Source organism: Serratia marcescens (assembly GCF_001902635.1).
Taxonomy (GTDB): Bacteria; Pseudomonadota; Gammaproteobacteria; order Enterobacterales; family Enterobacteriaceae; genus Serratia; species Serratia marcescens_F.
Genome location: NZ_MJAO01000019.1, coordinates 1 through 24,952 on the forward strand (window position 1 = coordinate 1; position 24,952 = coordinate 24,952).

Annotated in this window: 21 protein-coding genes and 1 pseudogene; 12 read left to right on the top strand and 10 right to left on the bottom strand. The window is 58.0% G+C overall.

What is annotated here, in order from left to right:
* Both BHU62_RS18075 and tyrR read left to right on the top strand, forming a co-directional pair.
* A pseudogene (locus BHU62_RS18075) lies at positions 1-605 on the top strand (TIGR01620 family protein); the annotation flags it as partial.
* 313 nt (positions 606-918) lie between these two features.
* Positions 919-2,490, top strand: a complete 1,572-nt coding sequence (gene tyrR / locus BHU62_RS18080; RefSeq protein WP_073533246.1) for a transcriptional regulator TyrR — start codon at positions 919-921, stop codon at positions 2,488-2,490.
* A 57-nt stretch (positions 2,491-2,547) separates the two neighbouring features.
* On the opposite strand, the gene tpx is transcribed toward tyrR, so the two are convergent.
* Positions 2,548-3,051, bottom strand: coding sequence for a thiol peroxidase (gene tpx, locus BHU62_RS18085; protein WP_004930536.1), 504 nt, complete (start codon positions 3,049-3,051; stop codon positions 2,548-2,550).
* 225 nt (positions 3,052-3,276) lie between these two features.
* Here tpx and ycjG point away from each other — a divergent pair, with 225 nt between their 5' ends.
* On the top strand, positions 3,277-4,251 hold the full coding sequence (ycjG, locus tag BHU62_RS18090; RefSeq protein ID WP_073533248.1) for an L-Ala-D/L-Glu epimerase: 975 nt from the start codon (positions 3,277-3,279) through the stop codon (positions 4,249-4,251).
* A 3-nt stretch (positions 4,252-4,254) separates the two neighbouring features.
* Here ycjG and mpaA read toward each other — a convergent pair whose 3' ends face one another.
* Positions 4,255-4,962 carry a murein tripeptide amidase MpaA gene (mpaA, locus tag BHU62_RS18095; protein ID WP_073533250.1) on the bottom strand — a complete coding sequence of 236 codons (708 nt, stop codon included), beginning with the start codon at positions 4,960-4,962 and terminating at the stop codon, positions 4,255-4,257.
* A 207-nt stretch (positions 4,963-5,169) separates the two neighbouring features.
* Here mpaA and BHU62_RS18100 point away from each other — a divergent pair, with 207 nt between their 5' ends.
* The 3 genes from BHU62_RS18100 (at position 5,170) to BHU62_RS18110 (ending at position 9,840) form a co-directional block, all read left to right on the top strand.
* Positions 5,170-5,520 carry a hypothetical protein gene (locus BHU62_RS18100; protein ID WP_015378006.1) on the top strand — a complete coding sequence of 117 codons (351 nt, stop codon included), beginning with the start codon at positions 5,170-5,172 and terminating at the stop codon, positions 5,518-5,520.
* 159 nt (positions 5,521-5,679) lie between these two features.
* A complete protein-coding gene (locus BHU62_RS18105) occupies positions 5,680-7,314 on the top strand; it encodes a peptide ABC transporter substrate-binding protein (RefSeq protein WP_073533253.1) in 1,635 nt (544 codons plus the stop codon).
* 732 nt (positions 7,315-8,046) lie between these two features.
* Positions 8,047-9,840 carry a glycoside hydrolase family 18 protein gene (locus tag BHU62_RS18110; RefSeq protein WP_073533256.1) on the top strand — a complete coding sequence of 598 codons (1,794 nt, stop codon included), beginning with the start codon at positions 8,047-8,049 and terminating at the stop codon, positions 9,838-9,840.
* Between the two features lie 240 nt (positions 9,841-10,080).
* Here BHU62_RS18110 and BHU62_RS18115 read toward each other — a convergent pair whose 3' ends face one another.
* Positions 10,081-10,329, bottom strand: coding sequence for a hypothetical protein (locus tag BHU62_RS18115; protein ID WP_073533258.1), 249 nt, complete (start codon positions 10,327-10,329; stop codon positions 10,081-10,083).
* Between the two features lie 380 nt (positions 10,330-10,709).
* On the opposite strand from BHU62_RS18115, the gene zntB reads away from it, so the two are divergent.
* Positions 10,710-11,693, top strand: coding sequence for a zinc transporter ZntB (zntB, locus tag BHU62_RS18120; RefSeq protein WP_073533259.1), 984 nt, complete (start codon positions 10,710-10,712; stop codon positions 11,691-11,693).
* A 218-nt stretch (positions 11,694-11,911) separates the two neighbouring features.
* Here the strand turns inward: zntB and BHU62_RS18125 are convergent, their stop codons facing one another.
* From BHU62_RS18125 to nifJ, 4 genes are all read right to left on the bottom strand, one after another.
* Positions 11,912-12,310, bottom strand: coding sequence for a VOC family protein (locus BHU62_RS18125; RefSeq protein ID WP_073533260.1), 399 nt, complete (start codon positions 12,308-12,310; stop codon positions 11,912-11,914).
* A gap of 146 nt (positions 12,311-12,456) precedes the next feature.
* On the bottom strand, positions 12,457-13,395 hold the full coding sequence (gene ttcA, locus BHU62_RS18130) for a tRNA 2-thiocytidine(32) synthetase TtcA (RefSeq protein ID WP_073533261.1): 939 nt from the start codon (positions 13,393-13,395) through the stop codon (positions 12,457-12,459).
* A gap of 221 nt (positions 13,396-13,616) precedes the next feature.
* A complete protein-coding gene (locus BHU62_RS18135; RefSeq protein ID WP_073533262.1) occupies positions 13,617-13,946 on the bottom strand; it encodes a TfoX/Sxy family protein in 330 nt (109 codons plus the stop codon).
* Positions 13,947-14,022: 76 nt separating this feature from the next.
* A complete protein-coding gene (gene nifJ / locus BHU62_RS18140; RefSeq protein ID WP_073533263.1) occupies positions 14,023-17,556 on the bottom strand; it encodes a pyruvate:ferredoxin (flavodoxin) oxidoreductase in 3,534 nt (1,177 codons plus the stop codon).
* Positions 17,557-17,793: 237 nt separating this feature from the next.
* Here nifJ and ssmE point away from each other — a divergent pair, with 237 nt between their 5' ends.
* Together ssmE and BHU62_RS18150 are read left to right on the top strand one after the other, a co-directional pair.
* Positions 17,794-18,126, top strand: coding sequence for a multidrug efflux SMR transporter SsmE (gene ssmE / locus BHU62_RS18145; protein ID WP_004930487.1), 333 nt, complete (start codon positions 17,794-17,796; stop codon positions 18,124-18,126).
* Positions 18,127-18,624: 498 nt separating this feature from the next.
* Complete coding sequence (locus BHU62_RS18150) at positions 18,625-18,879, top strand: DUF333 domain-containing protein (RefSeq protein ID WP_073533265.1); 255 nt, start codon at positions 18,625-18,627, stop codon at positions 18,877-18,879.
* A 29-nt stretch (positions 18,880-18,908) separates the two neighbouring features.
* Here the strand turns inward: BHU62_RS18150 and hslJ are convergent, their stop codons facing one another.
* On the bottom strand, positions 18,909-19,337 hold the full coding sequence (hslJ, locus tag BHU62_RS18155; protein WP_073533267.1) for a heat shock protein HslJ: 429 nt from the start codon (positions 19,335-19,337) through the stop codon (positions 18,909-18,911).
* Between the two features lie 50 nt (positions 19,338-19,387).
* Complete coding sequence (locus BHU62_RS18160) at positions 19,388-20,380, bottom strand: 2-hydroxyacid dehydrogenase (protein ID WP_073533269.1); 993 nt, start codon at positions 20,378-20,380, stop codon at positions 19,388-19,390.
* A 455-nt stretch (positions 20,381-20,835) separates the two neighbouring features.
* Between BHU62_RS18160 and BHU62_RS18165 the strand changes: the two genes are divergently transcribed.
* From BHU62_RS18165 to BHU62_RS18175, 3 genes are read left to right on the top strand one after another with little or no spacing between them, the layout of a single operon-like run.
* Positions 20,836-23,448 carry a YdbH family protein gene (locus tag BHU62_RS18165; protein WP_073533272.1) on the top strand — a complete coding sequence of 871 codons (2,613 nt, stop codon included), beginning with the start codon at positions 20,836-20,838 and terminating at the stop codon, positions 23,446-23,448.
* Positions 23,445-23,642, top strand: coding sequence for a YnbE family lipoprotein (locus tag BHU62_RS18170; protein WP_073533274.1), 198 nt, complete (start codon positions 23,445-23,447; stop codon positions 23,640-23,642). The genes BHU62_RS18165 and BHU62_RS18170 overlap by 4 nt, the downstream gene beginning before the upstream one ends.
* 8 nt (positions 23,643-23,650) lie before the next feature.
* Positions 23,651-23,974 (top strand): YdbL family protein, encoded by a 324-nt coding sequence (locus tag BHU62_RS18175; protein ID WP_073533276.1) that lies wholly within the window; start codon positions 23,651-23,653, stop codon positions 23,972-23,974.
* 118 nt (positions 23,975-24,092) lie between these two features.
* On the opposite strand, the gene azoR is transcribed toward BHU62_RS18175, so the two are convergent.
* Entirely contained in the window at positions 24,093-24,698 is a 606-nt protein-coding gene (gene azoR, locus BHU62_RS18180) for an FMN-dependent NADH-azoreductase (protein WP_073533278.1), read from the bottom strand.
* Between the last annotated feature and the right edge of the window lie 254 nt (positions 24,699-24,952).

Consider the following 24,952-nt stretch of genomic DNA (forward strand, 5'->3'; position numbering starts at 1 on the left):
CGCGAATTCTGCGAGAAGCTGGCGCGCCAGGCCGGGTTGGATCAGGGGCATCCGGCGCTGCAGCGCTGGCAGGCGTCGCTGCATGAAACGCAAAACGACCGCGAAGTGGTGGAGCTGTACGCCAAACTGGTGCAGCCGGTGCTGGACAACCAGGCGCGGCGCGAAATCAGCCGCTCGGCCGCCGAATCGACGCTGATGATCGCCGTCAGCCCGTTGGCGCTGGTGGATATGGCGTTCATCGCCTGGCGCAACATCCGCTTGATCAACCGCATCGCCGCGCTGTATGGCATCGAACTGGGTTACTTCAGCCGCATTCGCCTGTTCCGGCTGGTGCTGTTGAATATCGCCTTCGCCGGCGCTTCCGAGTTGGTGCGCGAAGTCGGCATGGACTGGATGTCGCAGGATCTGGCGGCGCGGCTGTCGGCGCGTGCGGCGCAGGGCATCGGCGCCGGGTTGTTGACCGCGCGGCTGGGCATCAAGGCGATGGAGCTGTGCCGCCCGCTGCCGTGGCTGGAAGGGGAAAACCGAAGCTTGGCGATTTCCGCAGCCAGCTGATCGGCCAGTTGAAAGAGACGCTGAAAAAGAGCGACGGCAAGGCCAAATAACCCCGCGACGGCGCTTTCAGGAGCGCCGTTTTTTCAGCGGCGCAAACGCTGGACGTAATCGAGGCTTGACGACAGTCGATCCCCCTGTAATTACATTATAAATCTCTGCAAAATTAATACTGGTTGTTATAACTCTCTGTATGCAGGCTAAAATGACGCCGATGCTGTTATTCACTTGCGTTTAAAATCAGCAACCACGGCAATAAATCAGAGTTCTGTCAACTTTTGCTGACAGATCGCTTCTACCGCCCGGTGCGAGGGAGTATCATCATCGTCAACGATCCCCGCACTTGCAGAGATAAGGCCAATACTGATGCGTTTGGAAGTATTTTGCGAAGACCGTCTCGGTCTCACTCGAGAATTACTCGATCTTTTGGTATCGCGCAGCATTGACCTGCGCGGCATTGAGATCGATCCCATCGGCCGCATTTACCTCAATTTCTCCCAGCTGGATTTCGATACTTTCCGCGCGCTGATGGCGGAGATCCGCCGCATCGCCGGCGTGACCGATGTGCGCACCGTCAGCTTTATGCCTTCCGAACGTGAGCATCGCGCGCTGCGTGCGCTGCTGGAGTCGATGCCGGAACCGGTGTTCTCGATCGACATGAAGGGCAAAGTCGAGCTGGCCAACCCGGCGGCGCAGGCCTTGTTCAGCCTGAACGAAGACAAGATCCGCAACCAGACCGCCGGCGCGCTGATCGGCGGCTATAACTTCAGCCGCTGGCTGGAGAGCGAACACACGGCGCCGCACTCCGAGCGGGTGGTGATCCGCAGCCAGGACTTCCTGATGGATATCACGCCGATCTATCTGGAAGACGAACAGCAGCAACCGGCGGCGGTCGGCGCGGTGGTGATGCTGAAGTCCACCGCGCGCATGGGCCGCCAGCTGCAAAATCTGTCGGTGAACGACGATACCGAATTCGATCACATCGTCGCGGTGAGCGCCAAGATGCGCCACGTGCTGGAGCAGGCGCGCAAGCTGGCAATGCTCGACGCGCCGCTGCTGCTCGTCGGCGATACCGGTACCGGCAAGGATATTTTGGCCCGCGCCTGCCATCTGCGCAGCCCGCGCGGCAAACAGCCGTTCCTGGCGCTGAACTGTGCCGCGTTGCCGGATGACGTGGTGGAGAGCGAACTGTTCGGTCATGCGCCGGGCGCTTATCCCAATGCGCTGGAAGGTAAAAAGGGCTTCTTCGAACAGGCCAACGGCGGTTCGGTGCTGCTGGATGAGATCGGCGAAATGTCGCCGCGCATGCAGACCAAACTGCTGCGTTTTCTCAACGACGGCACGTTCCGCCGCGTCGGTGAAGAGCATGAGGTGCACGTCGATGTGCGCGTGATCTGCGCCACCCAGAAAAACCTCACCGAGCTGGTACAGCGCGGCGAATTCCGTGAAGATCTCTATTATCGCCTCAACGTGCTGACCATCACCATCCCGCCGCTGCGCGAGCGCCCGCAGGACATCATGCCGCTGACCGAGCTGTTCGTGGCGCGCTTCGCCGATGAACAGGGCGTGGCGCGGCCCAAGTTGGCGAGCGATCTGGGCGGTTTCCTCAGCAAATACGGCTGGCCGGGCAACGTGCGTCAGCTGAAAAACGCCATCTACCGCGCGCTGACGCAAACCGAAGGCTACGAGCTGCGGCCGCAGGATATCGTGTTGCCGGAGTTCGACGTGGAGGTGTCGCTGGGCGACGAGGTGCTGGACGGCTCGCTGGACGACATCAGCAAGCGTTTCGAGCGCTCGGTGCTGACGCGCCTGTATCGCACTTATCCCAGCACCCGCAAGCTGGCGAAGCGGCTGGGCGTTTCCCATACCGCGATCGCCAACAAGCTGCGCGAGTATGGCCTGAGCAGCCGCAAGGGTGGCGCTGAGGGCGAAGAATAAGAAAGGCGCCTTGCGGCGCCTTTAACGTGTTTCCAAAGCCGGCGTTCGCCGGCTTTGTTATTTCAGCGCAGCCAGCGCCGCGTCGTAGTCCGGCTCGGTGGTGATTTCGTTCACCAGCTCGCTGTACAGCACATTGTCCTGGCCATCCAGCACCACGACCGCACGCGCAGTCAGGCCTGCCAACGGACCTTCGGCGATTTCAACGCCGTACGCCTGCTTGAACTCGGCGCCGCGCAGGGTGGACAGAGTGACCACGTTGCTCAGGCCTTCCGCGCCGCAGAAGCGCGACTGCGCGAACGGCAGATCGGCGGAGATGCACAGCACCACGGTGTTATCCAGGCCGCTGGCCAGTTGGTTGAATTTACGCACCGAAGTCGCGCAGACGCCGGTATCGATGCTTGGGAAGATGTTCAGGACTTTGCGTTTACCCGCGAAGCTGCTCAGCGCTACGTCTGACAGGTCTTTGGCAACCAGTGAGAAGGCCTTGGCCTGTTCGCCTTGCTGTGGCAGTTTGCCCGCTACGCTGACCGGATTGCCTTGAAAATGTACTGTCTGAGTCATTGCTAGATTCCTTTTACAGGTGTTTATACAAAGGGTATGAACCTGATGAAACGGCGCGTTTGCGATGGCGTTTAACATCAGGTTCACACCCCGGCGCCAGTTTATGACAACCGGGGCGGATTGGATATCAAAGTTTGCTAAATAGTTGTATATATTAGGCTGTTCTATAAATCATCACCGGCACATCAGCCCGCCTTGATGCGCCGTTTTCGCTCAGGAGCCGTTATGAGAGACATGCGTTTTTACCCGGAAGCCTGGCCGCTGCACACCGCCTTCGTGATTGCGCGCGGGAGCCGCACCGAAGCCCGGGTGGTGGTGGTCGACATCGAACAGCAGGGCGTGCGCGGTACCGGCGAATGTACGCCATACCCGCGTTACGGTGAGAGCGAGGAATCGGTGATGGCGCAGCTGGCGGAGATGGTGCCGGCGATCGCGCAGGGTCTCACTCGCGAGCAGCTGTTGACGCAGATGCCGGCGGGCGCCGCCCGCAACGCGCTGGACTCGGCGCTGTGGGATCTGGAGTGTCGCCTGCACGGACAGAGCCTGTGGCAGCGCAGCGGCGTAACGGCGCCGGCGCAGATCCGTATGGCGCAGACCGTCAGCATCGGCACGCCGGAAGCGATGGCCTTCGCCGCGCGTGAACTGGAGCGGCAGGGGGCTACGTTGCTGAAGATCAAACTCGACGATCACTATATCAGCGAGCGGCTGGTGGCGATCCGCGCGGCGGTGCCGCAGGCGACGCTGATCGTCGACGCCAATGAATCCTGGCGTGCGGAAGGGCTGGCGGCGCGCTGCCAACTGCTGGCCGATCTCGGCGTGGCGATGCTGGAGCAGCCGCTGCCGGCCGGCGACGATGACGCGTTGGAGCACTTTATTCATCCGCTGCCGATCTGCGCCGACGAGAGTTGCCACACCCGCGCCGATCTGCCGCGGTTGGCGCGGCGCTATCAGATGGTCAATATCAAACTGGATAAAACCGGCGGCTTGACCGAGGCATTGGCGCTGGCGGAAAGCGCGCGGGAGCAGGGCTTCGCCATCATGCTCGGCTGTATGCTGTGCACTTCGCGGGCCATCTCCGCCGCCTTGCCGCTGGCACCGGCGGCGCGCTTCATCGATCTGGACGGCCCGACCTGGCTGGCGCGGGACGTCGAGCCGGGCCTGGTGTTCGAATGCGGGGCGATCGTCGATCTCGCCCCGTAGGAATTAATTGGGGTAGGCCAGCAGCTCGGTCATCGCGTCGATGTAGCGCTCGCTGGCGGCGTCGGCGGAGATCGGCGGGAATTCGGCGGTGATGCACGGCAGCGACAGATCCGCGCACCAGCTGCCGAACGAACCGGGCGTTTCATAACCGACGCTGGTTACCAGCGGTAGCTCGAACTTGTGCGACAGCCAAACGCCGAGCTGTGAACTGGCGGGATCTTCGATACAGGCCAACGGCTCATGGAACGACACCACCCAGTGCGGCTTCAGGCGATGGATCAGATGGCACAGCGCCTGGGTTTCCGGTTCGGAACCGGGGCGCCCGCCGGTGGAGAGCTTGACGTCGCGCACCGGCGCCGCGCTGTTCCAGCGGTAAACGGTGTCGCCGGAGCGCCAGTTGGCGGCCGGGAAGTTGCGATTCAGATCGACACCGTTGGCGTTGGCGCGCAGCCCCAGCTGGCAGCCGTCGGGGTTGACCGCCAGCACGACGTGGTGGCGCAGTTGGTTGGGCGCGATGCTGCGCAGCGCGCAGGACAGGGTCACGATGGCGGCGCCCTCATCGCCGTGGGTGCCAGCGATGATCAGGCCAGTATCCGGGCCGCTCACCGCCGCCGGGAAATAGAGCAACGGCGCGCCCAGCAGTGAACTGCCGTAATTCTCTCCTGCGACGGCCAACTGGCCACGTTCACTGCGCGGTCGATGTTCGATCATAGTGGTTGTCTCTGAGTTAAAGGCCGAGAGTCATTGTCATTTTATTCAGTGTATTACGCTTTGGCGCATCTTTCCCACCGCAATTGTGCGACGTTTGCGCGATCTGTGACGCCACGGCGGTGAAAACACCAATTAAACCGCACCTGACCGGGCGCTGTTGTTATACTAACGGCAGAGCTAAGCCAATCACCCGCAAGAGGATTTAACATGCCAGTAGCCAGAATCATCGCCAGCTATAGCGAAAATGAAAATGACACCATCACGCTGCTGTGCGGCGTGGACGCTGAAAACCAGATCCGCCAGGGTGAATGGTTCGGCGTGGTGAAAAATGACGACGGGCGCGGGGACGAATCGAACTATCCGTTCACCCTGCATATCGATTACCAGAAAGATGCTTTCTACCTCGACTACGGCTATGACGACGCCGACGCGCGCCAGCTGCAAAAAACCGACATTTCGGCCCGTCCGCTGGCTGAGAAAGGTTTTTTCACCGTGTTCGATGAAGAAGAAGGCGAAGAATTCAGCTACCGCATCAACAGCATCCACCTGTACGACTGACGGTCGCTGCTGCAAACGCAACCCGTGCCGCCCTGCGCCGCACGGGTTTTTTATCGCCTGAATCGCACTTTTTGCAACTTCTCGGCCGCGGGCTATAGGTCTGATGGATCTTGTGCTATATGATAAAAAATTCAGATGGTTAACGGGGGATAAATCATAATGGCAGGAAGAAAAATACAACGGGGTTTTCGTTTGGCGCTTTGCGCGGCGGCGATCGGTGCCTGTATGAGCAGCGCGATGGCGGCGCAGGTTCCCCCGGGCACCGCGTTGGCGGACAAACAGGAAATCGTGCGCCACATTAAAGACGAGCCGGCATCGCTCGATCCGATTAAAGCGGTCGGCTTGCCGGAGGCCCAACTGGCGCGCGATCTGTTCGAAGGGCTGGTCAATCAGGACGCCAACGGCAAAGTGATCCCCGGCGTCGCCACACGCTGGCAGACCAGCGACAACCAGACCTATATTTTCCATCTGCGCAAAGATGCGCGCTGGTCAAATGGTGACCCTGTCACGGCGAAAGACTTCGTCTACAGCTGGCAGCGGCTGGTGGAGCCGAAAAACCTGTCGCCGTTCGCCTGGTTCGCGCAGCTGGCGGGGATCCAGAACGCCGAACAGATTATCGGCGGCAAGCTGCCGGCCGATCGCCTGGGCGTTTCGGCACCGGACGACTACACGCTCAAGGTGCAGCTGGATAAGCCGGTGCCGTACTTCGTCAGCCTGACGGCCAACTTCAGCCTGTTCCCGGTGAACAAGGCGGTGGTGGAAAAATACGGCAACGATTGGACCAAGGTCGGCAATCTGGTGGGCAACGGCGCGTTCAAACTGCAGGAGCGGGTGGTGAACGAGAAGCTGGTGCTGACGCCTAACGATCACTACTGGGATCACGCGCAGACCGTGCTGACCAAAGTGACCTTCGTGCCGATCAACCAGGAATCCAACGCCACCAAGCGTTATCTGGCGGGTGACATCGACATCACCGAGTCCTTCCCGAAAAACATGTATCAGAAGCTGCTGAAAGACATTCCGGGCCAGGTGTACACCCCGGATCAGCTCGGCACCTATTACTACGCGTTCAACACCCAGCGCGCGCCGACCAATGATGTGCGGGTGCGCCAGGCCTTGTCCTACGCCATCGACCGCAAGGTTATCGCGGAGAAAGTGTTGGGCACCGGCGAAAAACCGGCCTATCACTTCACGCCGGACGTGACCGCCGGTTTCAAACCGGAAGCGAGTCTGCTGCGACAGCAGCCGCAGGCTGAGCTGGACGCGCAGGCCAAAGCGTTGCTGCAGGCGGCCGGCTATGGCCCAGGCAACCCGCTGAAGTTGACCTTGCTGTATAACACCTCGGAAAGTCACCAGAAGATCGCCATCGCCGTGGCTTCGATGTGGAAGAAAAAGCTCGGCATTGACGTCAAGCTGCAAAACCAGGAGTGGAAAACCTATATCGACAGCCGCAACACCGGTAATTTCGATGTGATCCGCGCCTCCTGGGTCGGCGACTATAACGAGGCTTCCACCTTCCTGTCGCTGCTGACCTCCACCCACAGCGGCAACATCGCCAAGTTCAAGAGCGCGGACTACGACAAGCTGTTGGCGCAGGCGGGGCGGGAAACCAATCCGGCGGCGGTGACCGCCGATTACAACAAGATGGAACAGATTATCGCCGACCAGGCGCCGATCGCGCCGATTTACCAATACACCAACGGCCGCCTGATCAAACCGTGGGTAAAAGGCTACCCGATCACCAACCCGGAAGACGTGGCCTACAGCCAGACGATGTATATCATTAAACACTGAGTCGATTTATTTATCGCCCCCGCCTAATGCGGGGGCGGTATTTTACCAGCGGCGTCATGACGGAGTTGATTATTTTTTTCACGCGATAACCCCCGTTTAGCCATAAACAGGGGTGTATCATCATGTTATTATTTCGTTATTTCAGAGGCCGTTACAATTATATGTTGTGGAGTGCAATGATGACCATCATCACGTGTAATAAGCACTCCTTTTGAAGCCACGGTAGCTGAGATGTATAGCGGCGTTAGAATCACATTCAGTGATAATAAAAATACACTGGCTAAATATCAGTCTCATTATTGAAGTTATCTTGTAAATTACTGATATATATCAGAATAAAATTCTTTCGGCACGCCACTCCTCCACCCACGCAGTAGAACGCAGGGGATCCCATGATCTCCGTAGCCTGCCATCATTTCTGTCAGATTGCACAAGCTGAAATCATAAGCAAGATACCAGATAGCACACTGAGTGATGATATCACGGATAATGCAGGCGACTGAAAGCTGTTCAACCCTAAGATGTGCCAAATAAATATAGCGATTAATAACAGCTAATTACATGTGTATTTTTTAATTCCACAGAGAAAAGCTGGATAATTCGGCGTTTAAGCATACAATTACACATGCTTAAATTGATAAAAATATCTTATCAATCTCTGGCTTCTTGATACCTGGCTATCAGTCAGAGTTACCAATTTATTATTATCAAGCGTTTCTATGAGGAATTAATATGACGAATATTACTAAACCCGATCTGGCGACCGACCATTCTTACGCTATCGATGGTTTTGTTCCAGCAACAGCAACGCAAGAATTAAGCTATACCTCGGCACGAGTGCTCAATCCTCTCTATAACCATTATGACACGGCGGGCAAACCCAGAGTATTTGGTTACTACACCGATTGGTCACAATATGATGGGCGTTTGGATAACATCGACTGCCCACCGGCTGCTCGTGGAATCGGTGTGAATTTAGCGCTATTAGATCCTTTGGCATTCGATAAAATCATTATCGGTTTTGCCGGTATTCTGGGCGATAAAGGGGAAAAGGCGGCGGCAATATCTGCCGCGGCCCCTCAATTTGCGCGCTCTAAATTGGGTGATGTCACGTTCCTGGATGCATGGGGCGATTGTCAGGCAGCCAAAAATAATGGTCTTGAAGGCTGGGTTGATATTCAAATGCCTGGTGATTTTTATCAGAGTAAAGTTCGCGGCGTACTCGGGGGATTACGTGAAAAACAAGTCACTGCGCAGAAGGCAGGGCATAATTTGATTTTGTCATTCAGTATCGGTGGTTGGAGCATGAGTGACGGTTTTTATCACACATCGCGCGATCCCGTAAAACGCGCTAACTTTTGCGCCAGCGTCGTCGATTTATTCCAGCGTTTTCCAATGTTTAGCGAGCTGGATCTGGACTGGGAATACCCAGGTGCGCCGGGTAATGGTAATAGCCATGGGCCAGATGATTGGCAGTATTACAAACTATTAATTCAAGACCTCAAGGCCGCGTTGACTAGCTCTGGTCGAGGTAATGTGAAGATCAGTATTGCGACTTCCGCAGACCCTGACGTGATGGCGCTGGCTCATATCCCTGATTTGCTTGCTGCCGGGGTGGAAGGCATCAATCTGATGACCTATGACTTCTTTGGTACGCCGTGGGCTACCAAATTAAACCATCACACCAACCTGTATAGCACCAGTGAGGCGGTCTGCAGCGTTGATGCCGCCGTTAATTATTTGCTGGATTTGGGCGTTAACCCTGGCAATATCAATATCGGCTATGCCGGCTATACCCGCAATGCTCGTAATGCCACGATTAATAACGAATCCCCACTCAGTGGCAGCTATGTCCCACAGCCTGAGTTGGGTTCCACAACCGGTAGTTTTGAATCCGGGACGTCTGATTGGTGCGACATTCTTTATAATTATCTGGATCTTAATGCTAAGTCAGGCAAAAATGGCTTCTTGTTGTACACCGATGAAAAGGCGAATGCCGATTATCTGTATAGCCCGCAGTCACACCTGTTTATGTCGCTGGACACCCCGCGCACGGCCAAAGCCAAAGGTGCTTATGCCTTGAGTAAAGGATTGGGGGGTGTTTTCACGTGGACGATTGATAAAGATAATGGTTTGTTAGTGAACGCGGTACGTGAAGGATTGGGATGCAATGTGACAACGCAAGTCGTCGACATGCAACCTTTCTATTTTACAGGCGTGAATGTCGGGCCATTGTCAATTAATGAGCCACCGATTGCGGTGATTACCGGCCCGGAGAATCCGGTTCAACCGGACGCACCGTTGACCTTTACTGGGGCTCACCCGTTTGCCCCTGAAGGGCAGCAGTTAACTCATCACTGGAGGGCGTCGTCTGGTTTGGAGGTGATTGGCGGCCTTGATCACGCCATTGTTCAGGTCAAGGTACCGGCCAGTAATCCATCGGCGACTTATACGTTATCACTGACAGTTTCTGATGGTAACTCAAGTCATACTCATGATCATGTGATTCAGGTTGCAGGGGGATAGAACTTGCTGCCGGTGGCGGCGATTTCTGGGAAGTGCCTCCGGGCGTATCGGCAGACTCGCTAAATAATGTGGTTGTTAACTTTATTGCGCCAGCGATGAGCCGCGATACCCTGCTGGTCTTTACCCAGGCTGCCACAGGTATTCTTAATTTGAGTCGCGATAAATCACACAGCATCGTGGTGAAAGCGGCGGGTGGCTATAAGATCGCGCTCATGCGCGATCTTTATTTGTGCGTCACTACTATAGACAGTCCCGCATGGCATCCACCACCACGCGGCCGCTCATGTCGGTCTGGGTGATGCGGTAGCTGGTGGGATAAGAGCGACGGGTGCTGAAACGATCGTGGACGGAGACCTTGCCAATCTGCAGGCCGGCGGCGTTTTTCACCACAAACTCACTGATCTCTTCCTGGCCCTGGTTTTGCAAATGCATACTGCTGATTTTTTCCAGCGTATCGCTGGCGTTTATTTTTAAATGGTCGCGTAACATAACTACCTCCTCGTAGTGAGAAAAGTATATGCCCCTAAAATTTGCGCTGAAACAGCTTTATGTTGATTTATTATTATCATTTTGAATTTAAATTGATACTAATATGTTAAGTCATAATAATAAAAGTATTACCAGCGCTTTATCGGCGATATTGTCTGATTTATCGGCAATGGTTTATTTCATTGCCGTTATTATTCGTCTGCTTTAATGGGAAAATAGCGCCGTTACCTGCCGCGGGTAGGCAACCACTCGTTCCTTGCGCCTGAAGTATAGGGCACGCTTTTAGCCAGGCGTGAAAACTGGCGTTACAGCTTGGTCTTTGATCTCCAAGACGTTAACGCTAGACTCTGCACCATAAGCAAGATTGAGGGGATGAATCAATGGATGTTATTGAGGGGAGCGAGCTGCAGGTCGCCGACGCGGTTTACGCTTATCAGCTGGACGGCAAGGGGGGCGTAACGCCGATCGAGCAGGATGACAAAGTAACCTGCGACGCACCGTGTTGGCTGCATCTCGATTATGCGCACCCGGCCAGCGCCGAATGGTTGAGCACCACGCCGCTGCTGCCGGATTCGGTGCGCGAAGCGCTCTCCGGCGAAAGCTCACGGCCGCGCGTTAATCGCCAGGGCGAAGGCACCATGATCACTCTGCGCAGCATCAACTTCAACGCCAACTCCCGTCCGGATCAATTGGTCACCATTCGCGTGTACATCACCGGTAAACTGATTGTTTCCACCCGGCACCGCAAGGTGTATTCCATCGATCAGGTAGTAAACGATCTGCAAAGCGGCGCCGGGCCGACCAACAGCGGCAGTTGGCTGGTGGAGGTTTCCGATGCGCTGACCGATCACACCAGCGAGTTTATCGAAGATCTGCACGACAAGATCATCGATCTGGAAGACGCGTTGTTGGAGCAGCAGGTGCCGGAGCGTGGTCAGCTGGCGTTGATCCGTAAACAACTGATCGTGTTGCGCCGCTATATGGCGCCGCAGCGCGACGTCTTCGCCCGGCTGGCCAGCGATCGCTTGCCGTGGATGAGCGATGACGATCGCCGCCGCATGCAGGACATCGCCGATCGTCTGGGGCGAGGGCTGGACGATCTGGACGGCAGCATCGCGCGCACCGCCATCTTGTCCGACGAGATCACCACGGTGATGGCCGATGCGATGAACCGCCGCACTTATACCATGTCATTATTGGCGATGGTGTTTCTGCCCACCACCTTCCTGACCGGGCTGTTCGGCGTCAACCTTGGTGGCATTCCGGGCAACAGCGCGCCGTTTGGTTTCGTCACCTTTTGCCTGATGCTGCTGGCGTTAGTGGGGGGCGTCGCCTGGTGGCTAAAGCGCAGCCGCTGGCTGTAAGCAAAAACGACGAAAACCCGGTTAACATTGAGCAATATCAACATTTAGCCGGGGGAAATGGGGCATGATCTCTCTCGCAGGTGAATGCAACGTCAAGCGATGGGCGTTGCGCTCCATAATTGTCTTACTTTCTTATTTTTGAATTACTGCATAGCACATTTGATTCGTACAATGCCGGTTTAATCACCGGCATTTTTTTATCCGGCTATTCCTCTTCCTCAGGCTGCGCTTTCATCCCAGAAGCTGGCTTCAATCTTGTGCCCATCCAAATCGCGGACAAAGCAGCCGTAATAGGCTTCGCCGTAGTGCGGCCGCGAACCGGGCGCGCCTTCATCGACGGCGCCGGCCAACAGCGCCTGACGATGGAATTCATCCACCTGCTGTTTGCTGGTGGCGAAAAAGCCGACGTGTACGCCGTTGCCGGTCGAGGCGGGCCGGCCGTCGATCGGCAGCTGCAGCCAAAACTCAGGATAATCGCGGCCATAGCCGACCGCACCCGGGTGCTCCAGCACGCGACGGCAGCCTAAGGCGGCCAAAACGCGATCGTAAAAGGCGGCGGCGGCCTCGAAGTCGTTGGTGCCCAATGAAATGTGGGACAGGCAGGGGGTGATATTCATTACGCGATCTCCGTATAACTGTATAAATGAACAGTATAGGGTAAAAACGGCACCGCCCAGTAAATTTTGCGCAAACTGTGAGCAGGATCGAGATCGTCGAGAAGGGGAGATGTCACCGCCCGCAGGGCTGCGGGCGGTGAGGGGGGTTATTTGATTTCCAGCACGTTCAAACGTTCCGGCGCCGGTGCCGCGTCGTCTGACTCTTCCGGTTGCCAGCCGACCGGCTGCATCGGAATGTCTTCGCGATCGAACGCCAGGTCACCGCCGTCCACCACGGCGCTGCCGTGGTGAATGCCTTTGAAATCGAACAGATTGATGTCGCTCAGATGCGAAGGCACCACGTTTTGCATGGCGCTGAACATGGTTTCCAGCCGGCCTGGGTAACGCTTGTCCCAGTCGCGCAGCATGTCACCGATCACCTGGCGCTGCAGGTTAGGCTGCGAACCGCACAGGTTGCATGGAATGATCGGGAATTCCTTGGCGATCGAAAAGCGCTCGATGTCTTTCTCGCGGCAATAGGCCAGCGGGCGGATCACCACGTGTTTGCCGTCGTCGCTCATCAGCTTGGGCGGCATGCCTTTCATCTTGCCGCCATAGAACATATTGAGGAACAGCGTTTGCAGAATGTCGTCGCGGTGGTGGCCCAGCGCGATCTTGGTGGCGCCCAGTTCGGTGGCGGTGCGGTACAGAATGCCGCGGCGCAGGCGCGAGCACAGCGAACAGGTGGTTTTGCCTTCAGGGATCTTGTCTTTGACGATGCTGTAGGTGTTCTCTTCGACGATTTTGTACTCCACCCCCAGACTTTCCAGATAGGCAGGCAGAATATGCTCCGGGAAGCCAGGCTGCTTCTGATCGAGGTTTACCGCCACCAGCGAGAAGTTGACCGGCGCGCTCTGCTGCAGGTTGCGCAGGATCTCCAGCATGGTGTAGCTGTCTTTACCGCCGGACAGGCAGACCATGATGCGGTCGCCTTCTTCGATCATATTGAAATCGGCGATCGCTTCGCCCACGTTGCGGCGCAGGCGCTTTTGCAATTTGTTCAGGTTGTACTGCTCTTTTTGGCTAACGGATTGCTTTTCTGACATTTAAATCGTGCTCATTCTCAATGGGGGGCACTAGGGGGCATGGCGTTTTAGACCGCGATTTTACCATCCAACCGGCCGATTTTGATCATTATTCATCATCTTGCCTCCATGCGCCCGACGCGAGGCCTGTATGGTACGGATTGCGCGCAGGAATGCCAGCAGGTTTTGCAATGATGCCTGCTGATTGTCCGGCAATGAACGGATAGCAGGCGCCGACGCGTTCATTTTGCGGGAAGGGACAAAACAAAGAGCTGCGCGGCTTGCAGCAGTCTCAGCCGCAGTGCATCGTCACCATACGCCTCTGGCGCAACGCGCACCCAACCTGGCATCTTTTTATTTCGTGAGATCATTGGCGAAATGCCCGGGAGCGCCAATGCCCAATCATCATTGCCCTTACCCAGGCGCACCAGCAGTCCGTCATCGCGCGCACCGCACAACAGATGGCCATTGAGCAACCACGCCCACCCGCCGAACATGGCCTTCTCCGTTATCCCCGGCATTTCCACCAGGTCATCGTTTAACACCGCTTCAAGGCCTTTATCGCGAGACATTGTCTTCTCCGTGATAGTCGCTTGATCACAGACGGCGGAATGAACAGGGCGCGAATCGCTCGCGCCCTGTGCGGGATTACTCTGCGGCGGATTTTTCCGCCTTGCCGGCCAGCAGGCTGAGGAAGTCGTATTTCTCCTTCAGCTCTTTCTCGGCGGCCTGATACAGCGCGCTGGCCACCTCCGGCTGCTGCGAATTCAGGCGACGGAAGCGCTGTTCTTTCAGCAGCGTTTCCGCCAGGTCGCTGTTAGGCGGCCGGGAATCCAGCGCCAATGCGGCCTTGCCTTCGGCGCTGCGGCGCGGATCGAAGCGGTACAGCGGCCAGAAGCCGGTGGCGGTCAGCTGTTTCATTTGATCGTGGCTGAGCGCCAGATCGTAGCCGTGCTCTTCGCACGGGCTGTAGGCGATGATCAGCGATGGCCCCGGATAGGCCTCGGCCTCCTGAATCGCTTTCACCGTTTGGTTAAGCTGCGCTCCCAGCGAGATCTGCGCGACGTAGACATGGCCGTACATCATCATGCTGACGCCCAGATCCTTGCGCGCCTTGCGTTTGCCATGCTCGCCGAACTTGGTCACGGCACCGAGCGGCGTGGCCTTCGACTGCTGGCCGCCGGTGTTGGAGTAACACTGGGTGTCGAGCACCAGCACGTTGACGTTCTCCGTCAGGCTGAGCACGTGGTCCAAACCGCCAAAGCCGATGTCGTAAGCCCAGCCGTCGCCGCCGATCAGCCAGATTGACTTGTCCACCAGATAGTCGGCATCGGCCGCCAGCTGGCGCGCGTTTTCCCCTTCGAGGCTCGCCAGCCGCGCGCGCAGTTCGGTGATTTGCTGACGGCGCGGCTCCGGCGCCACGTCCGCCATCTGCAGGGCGTTGACCAACGGCTCCGGCAGCTGCGGTGCCAGCGAACTCAGCAGGCGCAGCACCCGCGCGCGATGTTGATCGACCGTCAGGCGGAAGCCCAGGCCGAATTCAGCGTTGTCCTCGAATAACGAATTGGCCCACGCCGGCCCGCGCCCTTCGGCGTTGGTGGTGTATGGCGTGGTCGGCAGGTTACCGCCGTAGATCGACGAACAGCCGGTGGCGTTGGCGATCAGCAAACGGTCGCCATACAGCTGGGTCAACAGCTTGATGTATGGCGTTTCGCCGCAGCCCGAGCAGGCGCCGGAGTATTCGAACAGCGGCGTGATCAGCTGCGAGGTGCGAATATCGATGCGCTCCAGCTGCGCCGGATCGATTTCCGGTAGCTGCAGGAAGAAGTCGTAGTTGTCTTTTTCCGCCGCCAGATTATCGAGGCGCGAAGCCATGTTGATGGCTTTGATCTCCGGGTTCTGGCGATCTTTCGCCGGGCAGACCTCGACGCACAGATTACAGCCGGTGCAATCCTCCGGCGCTACCTGCAGCACGTATTTCTGGCCGCGCATATCGCGCGCTTTGACATCCAGAGACTGCAGGGAGGCGGGGGCGTGTGCCATCTCCGCCGGCTGAACCACCTTGGCGCGAATGGCGGAGTGCGGACAGGCGGCGACGCAGTGGTTGCACTGGGTACACAGGTCGGGCTGCCAGACCGGGATCTCTTCGGCGATGTTGCGCTTCTCCCACTGGGTGGTGCCTACCGGCCAAGTGCCGTCCGGCGGGAAGGCGGAAACCGGCAGCGCATCACCCAGCCCGGCCAGCATCGCGGCGGTGACGGTTTTGACGAAGTCCGGCGCGGCGTCCGAGACCACCGGCGGGCGCATCGGGCTGCTGGCGTCGACCGGCTGCAGCGGGATCTCGATCAGCGCGCCGCGGGTGGCGCCCAGCGCCTGCCAGTTGCGCTCGACGATCTCCTGGCCCTTACTGCTGTAGCTGCGGGCGATGGCATCCTGCAGCTGTTGCAGCGCCACGTCGCTCGGCAGGATCGGCGTCAGATGGAAAAACGCCATCTGCATCACGGTGTTGATGCGTGCGCCGAGCCGGCATTCGCGCGCCAGCTTGGCGGCGTTGATGATATAGAAACGCGCTTGGCGTTGGTGCAACAGCGCCTGTACCTCCTGCGGCAGGCGCGACCAGACCTCGTCGGCGCCGTAAGGGGTATTGAGCAGGAAGGTGCCGCCGGGTTTCAGGCGTTCGACCATCTGGTACTTATCGATAAACTGCAGCTGGTGGCAGCCGACGAAATCCGCGTGGCTGACCAGATAGGCCGAGTTGATCGGCTGCTCGCTGACGCGCAGGTGCGACACCGTCAGGCCGCCGGCTTTTTTGGAGTCGTAGACGAAATAGCCCTGGGCATACAGCGGCGTGGCGTTGCCGATGATTTTGATGTTGTTCTTGGTGGCCGAAACCGAGCCGTCGCTGCCCAAGCCGTAGAACAGTGCTTCCAGCGAAGCGCGCTGCGGCAGGATTTCGTCGCTCAGCGGCAGCGAAAGGCCAGTGACATCATCGAAAATGCCGACGGTGAAGCGCGGGCGCGGCTGCGGCTGCGCCAGTTCGCGGAACACCGCCAGCGCGCAATCCGGGCCGAACTCTTTCGACGACAGGCCGTAACGGCCGCCGATCGCTCGCGGCAGCGTGGTGCGTTCACCCCGGCTGTAGGCTTCCGCTAGCGCGGTCATCACGTCCAGATACAGCGGTTCAGCCAGCGCGCCCGGTTCTTTGGTACGGTCGAGCACCGCGATGCTGCGCACGCTGTCCGGCAGCGTGTCGAGCAGGTGTTTGGCCGAGAACGGCCGGAACAGCCGCACCTTCAGCACGCCGACTTTCTCGCCGCGGGCCAGCAGGGTGTCGATCACCTCTTCGCAGGTACCGGCGGCGGAGCCCATTACCACCACCACGCGCTCGGCCTGCGGGTGGCCGTAATAGTCGAACGGCCGGTAGTGGCGGCCGGTGAGGGTGGCGAAGGCCTCCATGGCGTCGATTACGTGTTGGCAGGTGGCGTCATACCAGGGATTGGTGGCTTCGCGCGACTGGAAATAGGTGTCCGGGTTGGCGGAAGTCCCGCGCACCACCGGATGATCCGGCGACAGCGCCCGGCTGCGGTGTGCGTCGATCGCCGCCTGCGGCAGCATTTGCCGCAGCGTATCGTCGCTGAGCGGCATGATTTTGTTGATTTCGTGCGAGGTGCGGAAGCCGTCGAAGAAATGGATAAACGGCACGCGCGCGTTGAGGGTGGCGGTCTGCGAGATCAGCGCGAAGTCCTGCGCTTCCTGCACGCTGCCGGCGCACAGCATGGCGCAGCCGGTCTGGCGCACCGCCATCACGTCCGAATGGTCGCCGAAAATTGACAGCGCATGTGTGGCCACGGTGCGCGCGGCGACGTGCAGCACAAACGGCGTCAGCTCGCCGGCCAGTTTGTACAGCGTCGGGATCATTAACAGCAGACCCTGCGATGAGGTGAACGAGGTCGACAGCGCGCCGGTTTGCAGGGCGCCGTGTACGGTGGCGATCGCACCGCCCTCCGACTGCATTTCCACCACCCGCGGGATATCGCCCCAGATGTTTTGCCGGCCATCGCCGGACCAGGCATCCGCCTGTTCCGCCATGGTGGAACTCGGCGTGATAGGATAGATGGCAATCACTTCGTTGGTGCGATAGGCCACGGAAGCGACTGCATTATTACCATCTGTAGTTATCATCGACGTTACCTTTTCATTGCTCACAAAGCCGCGAAAGCGCACTTTCGCAGTAATGGAAAAAAGTCTAACAGAGGGGAGAACGTCGCTTTATCGCGTTTGTGTGGCGGTTGATAAATCGGCAAGGGCGTATTTCCTCGTCGATTGGGGGCCGACGGCAATAAATTGTTTTCACCGTTTAAAGACAATTTATTTCCGGCGCGTCATAATTACGCATCGGCAAACTAACAGAAGAAAACCATGAGCGCATTTATGTATTTGACGATGGCGATAGTCGCGGAAGTGATCGCCACCACCATGTTGAAAGCCTCCGAGGGCTTTACCCGCCTGTGGCCGTCGCTGCTGGTGGTGCTGGGCTACGGCGTGGCATTTTGGGGGCTGTCGATGGTGGTCAAGAGCATGCCGCTGGGCATCGTCTATGCGATCTGGTCAGGCATGGGGATCGTGCTGGTGTCGGTCGCCGCGGTATTCGTTTATCAGCAAAAATTGGATTGGCCGGCGATCGTCGGCATGGGATTAATTATTGCCGGTGTGCTGGTGATTAATTTACTGTCGAAAGCCTCGGTGCATTGAGTGTTATTTTAATGTGAAAAAAGGCCGGCGTGACAGCAAGTCGCGCCGGTTGAAGAATTCAGCCATCATTCACTGAAAATAGTGGAATGCTAATTACTTAGCGCCGCCAGCATAGACGCAAATATCCTCCTCTCCGGTAGCAAAAAATGCGCCGTCTCACTGAAAGCACGCGAAGATAATTAATCCCGATATTGCGGGAGAAACCTCCTCGTCGGCAGCAGTGACGTTATCACTTTCTGCGTGCGGCCGACGCCTGTAGCGGGTGGCAGCGTCACGTTTGGCGCCTTGCGGCGAAGCGGAAATAGCCTGCAATAAAAATAAATGTTCATCCGGTGCAAAAAAACACCCAATAATGGCCGGAATATATTTTCATTATTTATATATCGAGCTAGATTAAACAGGTTTGCATCAAAGATAGCGAAACGTGTCCGCCGAGTGACGCGCACTATCAGCAATGGCGATTTTACACAGCGCAGTTCCAGGTTCAGGAGTGGGATAATGACGACATCAAAATGGCTGCTTGCCAGCGCCGTGCTGCTTTTAGCCGCCTGCAGCAGCAATAACGAAGAGCCAGTACAGCAGGGCAACAGTGCCAGAATCAATACGTTGCAGACCAGCGCCGGTTGCGCGGCGGTCGGCGGCGTCACCACCATCGCGCACAATTTGAACGGCGAAGCGTTGCGTATGTGCCAAATGCCGAACGGCAAGCAGTGTGAGGAGCGCTCGCTGGGCCTGGGCAGCTGCGCCGGATAAGCATAGGGCGCCAGGCCGGGCGCGCAGGATCAGTACACCCAATCGCGCAGGGTATAGACCAGCGTGTGGCCGCTGCCGCTCAGCGTCAACTGCTGCGCGCTGAGCGTTACTTTGGCGCCGTTTTCCAGTACGGTGCCGATCACCCGATCCCATTGATTTCGCTGATCGTCAGGACACAGCTTGCGCGTCATGGCCAACGGCTTCACCGTCAGCACGCCGTCGTCTAATTGCCCCTGGCCGAAGAAGCGGTTGCACATGGCGCCGGACACATGCAGGTGTTCGCCGAACTCCAGATTGAGCAAGCCGCCGCCCGGCGGCAGCTTGGCCGCTTCGCCATCCACGCTTTGCAACACGAAATTGTGATGCAACAAATCGTTTGGCGCGACGGTGGTGTGTTGCATCATGCTGCACCCCGTTAAGGCCAGCGCCGCCAGGGCGGTCGCCGCAGTTTTTCTCATCGCCTTTCCCTTAATAAAAAGGGCGCCACACGGGCGCCCTGACGTCATGCTCAGGCGTTCAACTGGTTAGGGCAGGCTTCGCCGCGATCCAACTGGCTGATGTTCTGCAGCGTGGTTTGCGAAATGCTGGTCAGCGCTTCTTCGGTCAGGAAAGCCTGATGGCCGGTGAACAGCACGTTGTGGCAGGCCGACAGGCGACGGAATACGTCATCCTGGATCACGTCGTTAGACTTGTCTTCGAAGAACAAGTCACGCTCGTTCTCGTAGACGTCCATCCCCAGCGCGCCGATTTTCTGCTGCTTCAGCGCATCGATGGCGGCGGTGGAGTCGATCAGCGCGCCGCGGCTGGTGTTGATCACCATCACGCCGTTTTTCATCATCGCGAAGGCGTCGGCATTCAGCAGATGGTGGTTTTCCGCCGTCAGCGGGCAGTGCAGGGTGATCACGTCGGATTGCGCGTACAGCGTTTTCAGATCGACATATTCCGCGCCCAGTTCCAGCGCCTGTTCGCTCGGGAACGGATCGTAGGCCAGCAGTTTCATGCCGAAGCCTTTCAGAATGCGCATCGTCGCCACGCCGATTTTACCGGTGCCGATCACGCCGGCGGTGCGGTTGTGCATGTTAAAGCCGATCAGCCCTTCCAGCGAGAAATTGGCGTCGCGGGTGCGTTGATAGGCACGGTGAATGCGGCGGTTCAGACACATCATCATGCCCACCGCGTGTTCTGCCACCGCCTCCGGCGAATACGCCGGCACGCGTACTACCTTGATGCCCAGTTCTTTGGCGGCGTCCAGATCGACGTTGTTGAAACCGGCGCAGCGCAGGGCGAGGATTTCGACCCCCAGCGCCGCCAGTTCTTCGAGCACTTCACGGCTGCCGTCGTCGTTGACGAAGATACACACCGCCTTGCAACCGGCGGCCGTTTTGGCGGTTTTCTTGCTGAGCAAAAAGTCGAAGAATTCCAGCTCATAGCCAAACTGCTGATTCACCAGTTCGAGATATTTACGGTCATACTGTTTGGTACTGTATATCGCCAATTTCATCGTGGTTTCTCCACCGTGATTTTGTGATCAATTTAACAGATTTTAGTAAATTCGACAATTGGTTAGCGGTTTCGGATGCGGTGGGATCGCGGCTGTGCGGGCTTGACGCGGTTGAAGGGGGCGATGGTGATGGCGGGCGGCAAAAAAATCCCCACGGGGGTGTGGGGAATGGCTTCTCTAGTACACAGTTAGCTAGCAGCTAAACTTTTATTAGAATGCTTGCAAGACTATTAATCATCAACGGTAACGACAATAACAAAAGTCTGAAAACTGTCCCATTCATGTGAACTATATGTAACGAAAATCTACAATCCCGTGCGCGTTTGCGCCAAAAAGGTGCAAATGGCGCCGGTAACGGCTCTCAGCTTCACCCTATGTCAATTTCGTGCCATCATTATTGTCAATTCAGGCATAGACTTAATGAATGCCTAACTCAGGAACGAAGCAATCATTTAATGACCAGGCGATTGAAAGTATTCATAGGGACTGTGGCGGGCTGCGCGATCCTGGCGTTGGCGCTGTGGCAAACCTTGCCGCGCTGGCTGCCGGGCGTGTTATCGCATTGGTTGCCGGCGGGGAGCCGGCTGGAATTGCAGGGCAAATTGCACTGGCGCCAGGGTGGCCTGGCGCTGGCGGGGGCGCGTTTCAGCGCGCAAGATTGCCTGCTGGCCAACGTCGGGCCGACGCGGCTGGCCTATCGGCAGGGCCGTTGGCAGCTGTCGAGCGATAAGGTCAGCGTCGATAGCGCCTGTTTGTCAAAACTGCCGGCCAGCGACGCCAACAGTGCGCCGCTGGCGCTTGACCAATTGCAGCGGCAGTTGCCGCCGCTGGATCTCACCATTAACGATCTGACGCTCATTCCCTGGCAGCGCTATGCCGGCAAGCTGCAGCTTTCCTCCGGCCATGACGGGCAACGCCTGCATTATCAGGGGCCGAATCTCAGCGCGGAGGCGCAGCTGGATGAAAAACAGCAGCTGACGTTGCAAAGTCTGACCGTCGTCCCGCCCAATAGCACACAACCGCTGCACCTCGCCGGCAAGATAACCATTCCGCTGGATCTGACCAGCCTGCCGACGCAGGGGGCGTTGCAGGGGGAAATGCAGACGGCCTATCTGGAAAAACCGGTGTTGCTGGACATGCGCTGGCAACAGCAGCAGGGCGTGTTGACGGTGAGCGAAAAAGGTGACGATCGTCCGCTGGCGGTGTTGCCGTGGGAAGTCACGCCGCAGCGGGTCAGCATCAAGCAGGGCGAGTGGCGTTGGCCGTATAGTGGGCAGCCGTTGAACGGCGGCCTGAGCATCGCGCTGCACGATTGGAGCACAGGGTTGGATGAAACGGAGATCAGCGCGCGGCTGAACGTGATCACCGCCGGCCACAATGGCAAGGGCAATGCGGTGCTCACCCTCGGGCCGGGCAAAGTGGGTTTGACCGACAGCGATCTGCGTTTCCAGCTGACCGGCCAGGCCAATCTGGCCGACTTCTCGGCCACTGCGTCGATTCCGGGTGTGATCGGCGGCAGCATTCTCAATCCGACGCTGATCTTGCAATCGGGATCGTTGCTGCGCCTGTGGGGCCAGGTGGCGCCGGAAATGAAACTGGAAGAGGTGCGTTTACCGCTGGCGGGTGTGAAGGTGACCGCCGCCGGCATCACTGGCCGCCTGCAGGCGATTCTGAGCGCCAGCGACAGCTACTGGGGGCGTTTCAAACTGCATCTGGACGGCCAGGCGCAGGATTTCTGGCCGGACAAGGGCGATTGGCAGTGGCGCTACTGGGGCAATGGCCGGTTGCCGCCGCTGCAGGCCGCCTGGGACGTCACCGGCAGCGGCAGCTGGCGAGACCGCGATCTGGTGCTCGACAAACTCTCCACCGGCTTCGACAAATTGAAGTACGGCCTGGTGACGGTCGCCGCACCGCGGCTGAGCCTCAACCAGCCGCTGCGCTGGCAGCGTGATGAGCAGCGCCCGCAGTTCAACGGCGAGCTGCAGCTGGCGGCGGATAAAGTCAGCTTCAGCGACGGTGGCCATCTGCCGGCGCCGGTGCTGGCGCTGCAATTAAACGGCAGTTCGCCGGACAGTTTCCAACTGCAGGGCAAGCTGCAGGCACAGCAGATTGGGCCGATCGCGCTGCGCGGCCGTTGGGACGGCGAACGCCTGCGTGGTGAAGGCTGGTGGCCGAAACAATCGCTGAAAGTCTTCCAACCGCTGTTGGCGCCGGATCTCAATATCACGTTGCGCGACGGTGAGTTTTACGCGCAGTCGGCGTTTTCCGCCGCCCGCGAGCAGGGTTTTGAAGCCGGCGGTCACTGGGTGGTGAAAAACGGTGGCATGTGGCTGAAAGACGGAGAAATGAGCGGCCTGGATTTCATCTTGTCGTACCGGTTTAAGCAGCATCAGTGGCAGCTGGGTGCCAAGCAGCCGGTGTCGCTGCGCATCAAGTCTTTCACCAACCTGTTCGAGATGCAGAACATCACCGCCGATTTGCAGGGCACCTATCCTTATAGTGAGGAGCAGCCGCTGACGTTGAGCAACGTCGGCGTGGATATGCTCAACGGGCATATCAGCCTGTCGGCGCTGCGTTTGCCGCAGCATGACGCCGCGGTATTGAAGTTGGACAAGATCGATCTCAGTGCGTTGTTCACCGCCCTGAAACCGAAGCAGTTAGCCATGTCCGGCCGGGTAGACGGCGAACTGCCGCTGTTCCTGAACCACCCGAAATGGTTGGTGCAAAACGGTTGGATCGCCAATGCCGGCACCCTGACGCTGCGGCTGGACAAAGACATGGCCGACGCCATCGGCGGCAACAATCTGGCGACCGGCGCGGCGATCGACTGGCTGCGCTATATGGAAATCAACCGATCGCACGCCCGGGTCGATCTCGACAACCTGGGCGAGCTGACGCTGAGCGCACGCATCGACGGCATCAACCCGCAGAAGAACGCCAAGCGCGAGGTGATCCTGAACTATCGCCATCAGGAAAACGTGTTTCAGCTGTGGCGCAGTTTGCGCTTCGGCGACAATTTACAGGAGTGGCTGGAGCAGGCCCTCTCACAACCTGGGGAACAACAATGAAAATCATGAGTGTGTCGGCGCTGGCAGCGGTGCTGTGCGCTTCGCTGCTGAGCGGTTGTGTGCCGCGCATCGAGGTGGCGACGCCGAAGGAGCCGATTACCATCAATATGAACGTCAAGATCGAGCATGAAATTCATATCAAGGTGGATAAGGACGTCGAAAACCTGCTGAAAACCCAAAGCGGTCTGTTCTAGGAGCCGGCATGAAGAAACGTTATTTGTGGCTGACTGCCGCCACCTGGCTGTTCAGCGGCTTGGCGATGGCATTGACGCTGGATGAAGCGAAACAGCAAGGGCGGGTGGGCGAAACGCTGAGCGGCTATATTGCGCCGGTGCAGCAGGATGCGGAAACGCTGGCGCTGGTGAAACGCATCAACGCCGGCCGCGCCGAGAAGTATCAGGAAGTGGCGGATGGCAACCATATCGCCGTCGACGAAGTGGCGCGCATGGCCGGGCAGAAGCTGGTGACGCGCGCGCAGAGCGGCGAGTATGTGCGCGGCATCAACGGCCAGTGGCTGAAGAAATAAAAAAAGCGCGCCATCAGGCGCGCCAAGAGATACGGATAGATGATTATTATGAGGGTAGTGCAGGTTTGACAGGACTGGCAGCGTGTCCGGCAGGGGCATGCCGCCCCTGCGCAGCGTCTTAGGCGGCAACCACCTGAGACAGGGCCGCCTTGGCGTCTTCCTGTGCTTTGGTCGCCACTTCCGGGCCGTAGGCGATGCCTTCCGCGAAGACGAACTCCACGTCGGTGATGCCGATGAAGCCCAGGAACAGACGCAGGTACGGTTCCACCAGGTCGGTTGGGGTGTCTTTATGGATGCCGCCGCGGCTGGTCAGGATCACGGCGCGTTTGTTTTTCACCAGGCCTTCCGGGCCGTTTTCGGTGTAGCGGAAGGTAACGCCGGCACGGGCAACCAGGTCGAAATAGTTTTTCAGCTGGGTCGGGATGTTGAAGTTGTACATCGGTGCGGCAATCACGATGACGTCATTGGCCTGCAGTTCGGCGATCAGCTCGTCCGACAGGGCCAGCGCTTCTTGTTGACGCGGGGTCAACGGGGCATCGGAAGGGCGCAGCGCGCCGACCAGTTCACCGTCCAGTACCGGGATCGGCTGTGCAGCCAGATCGCGCACGGTGATGGTGTCGCCGCTATGGGCGTTGCTCCATTGCTCTACGAAGAAATCGGCCAGTTGGTTAGACTGAGAGTAGGTCGCCAGGATGCTTGATTTCAGAACCAATACTTTGCTCATCGATAATTCCTTACGTTGTGACAGTGACATCAGGACTCAGCGTCCCTTGCATGAAGTACATGCTATTCACATTCCCCCAACAGTGATAGCGCAATATTTCGAGATCTTCGTTCGATTTTATTGAATAACATGCCGACGCTTTACTTGCGGAAGTAGGGGGAAAAAGCCGTTTGTGATAGGCTGTGCGGCTAAAGCAAAAAAATCGCTAAAAAAACATTAAACCGTTGCTAAGCCTGGCCTTGGCCGCGATGAAA

Coding starts and splice junctions, on each gene's coding strand:
- BHU62_RS18150 (WP_073533265.1), top strand. CDS start 18,625: ATGACGACATCAAAATGGCTGCTTGCCAGCGCCGTGCTGCTTTTAGCC.
- ttcA (WP_073533261.1), bottom strand. CDS start 13,395: ATGTCAGAAAAGCAATCCGTTAGCCAAAAAGAGCAGTACAACCTGAAC.
- BHU62_RS18170 (WP_073533274.1), top strand. CDS start 23,445: ATGAAAATCATGAGTGTGTCGGCGCTGGCAGCGGTGCTGTGCGCTTCG.
- azoR (WP_073533278.1), bottom strand. CDS start 24,698: ATGAGCAAAGTATTGGTTCTGAAATCAAGCATCCTGGCGACCTACTCT.
- mpaA (WP_073533250.1), bottom strand. CDS start 4,962: ATGATCGAACATCGACCGCGCAGTGAACGTGGCCAGTTGGCCGTCGCA.
- BHU62_RS18160 (WP_073533269.1), bottom strand. CDS start 20,380: ATGAAATTGGCGATATACAGTACCAAACAGTATGACCGTAAATATCTC.
- BHU62_RS18135 (WP_073533262.1), bottom strand. CDS start 13,946: ATGTCTCGCGATAAAGGCCTTGAAGCGGTGTTAAACGATGACCTGGTG.
- ssmE (WP_004930487.1), top strand. CDS start 17,794: ATGAGCGCATTTATGTATTTGACGATGGCGATAGTCGCGGAAGTGATC.
- BHU62_RS18165 (WP_073533272.1), top strand. CDS start 20,836: ATGACCAGGCGATTGAAAGTATTCATAGGGACTGTGGCGGGCTGCGCG.
- ycjG (WP_073533248.1), top strand. CDS start 3,277: ATGAGAGACATGCGTTTTTACCCGGAAGCCTGGCCGCTGCACACCGCC.
- tyrR (WP_073533246.1), top strand. CDS start 919: ATGCGTTTGGAAGTATTTTGCGAAGACCGTCTCGGTCTCACTCGAGAA.
- hslJ (WP_073533267.1), bottom strand. CDS start 19,337: ATGAGAAAAACTGCGGCGACCGCCCTGGCGGCGCTGGCCTTAACGGGG.
- tpx (WP_004930536.1), bottom strand. CDS start 3,051: ATGACTCAGACAGTACATTTTCAAGGCAATCCGGTCAGCGTAGCGGGC.
- BHU62_RS18100 (WP_015378006.1), top strand. CDS start 5,170: ATGCCAGTAGCCAGAATCATCGCCAGCTATAGCGAAAATGAAAATGAC.
- BHU62_RS18110 (WP_073533256.1), top strand. CDS start 8,047: ATGACGAATATTACTAAACCCGATCTGGCGACCGACCATTCTTACGCT.
- BHU62_RS18175 (WP_073533276.1), top strand. CDS start 23,651: ATGAAGAAACGTTATTTGTGGCTGACTGCCGCCACCTGGCTGTTCAGC.
- BHU62_RS18115 (WP_073533258.1), bottom strand. CDS start 10,329: ATGTTACGCGACCATTTAAAAATAAACGCCAGCGATACGCTGGAAAAA.
- nifJ (WP_073533263.1), bottom strand. CDS start 17,556: ATGATAACTACAGATGGTAATAATGCAGTCGCTTCCGTGGCCTATCGC.
- BHU62_RS18125 (WP_073533260.1), bottom strand. CDS start 12,310: ATGAATATCACCCCCTGCCTGTCCCACATTTCATTGGGCACCAACGAC.
- BHU62_RS18105 (WP_073533253.1), top strand. CDS start 5,680: ATGGCAGGAAGAAAAATACAACGGGGTTTTCGTTTGGCGCTTTGCGCG.
- zntB (WP_073533259.1), top strand. CDS start 10,710: ATGGATGTTATTGAGGGGAGCGAGCTGCAGGTCGCCGACGCGGTTTAC.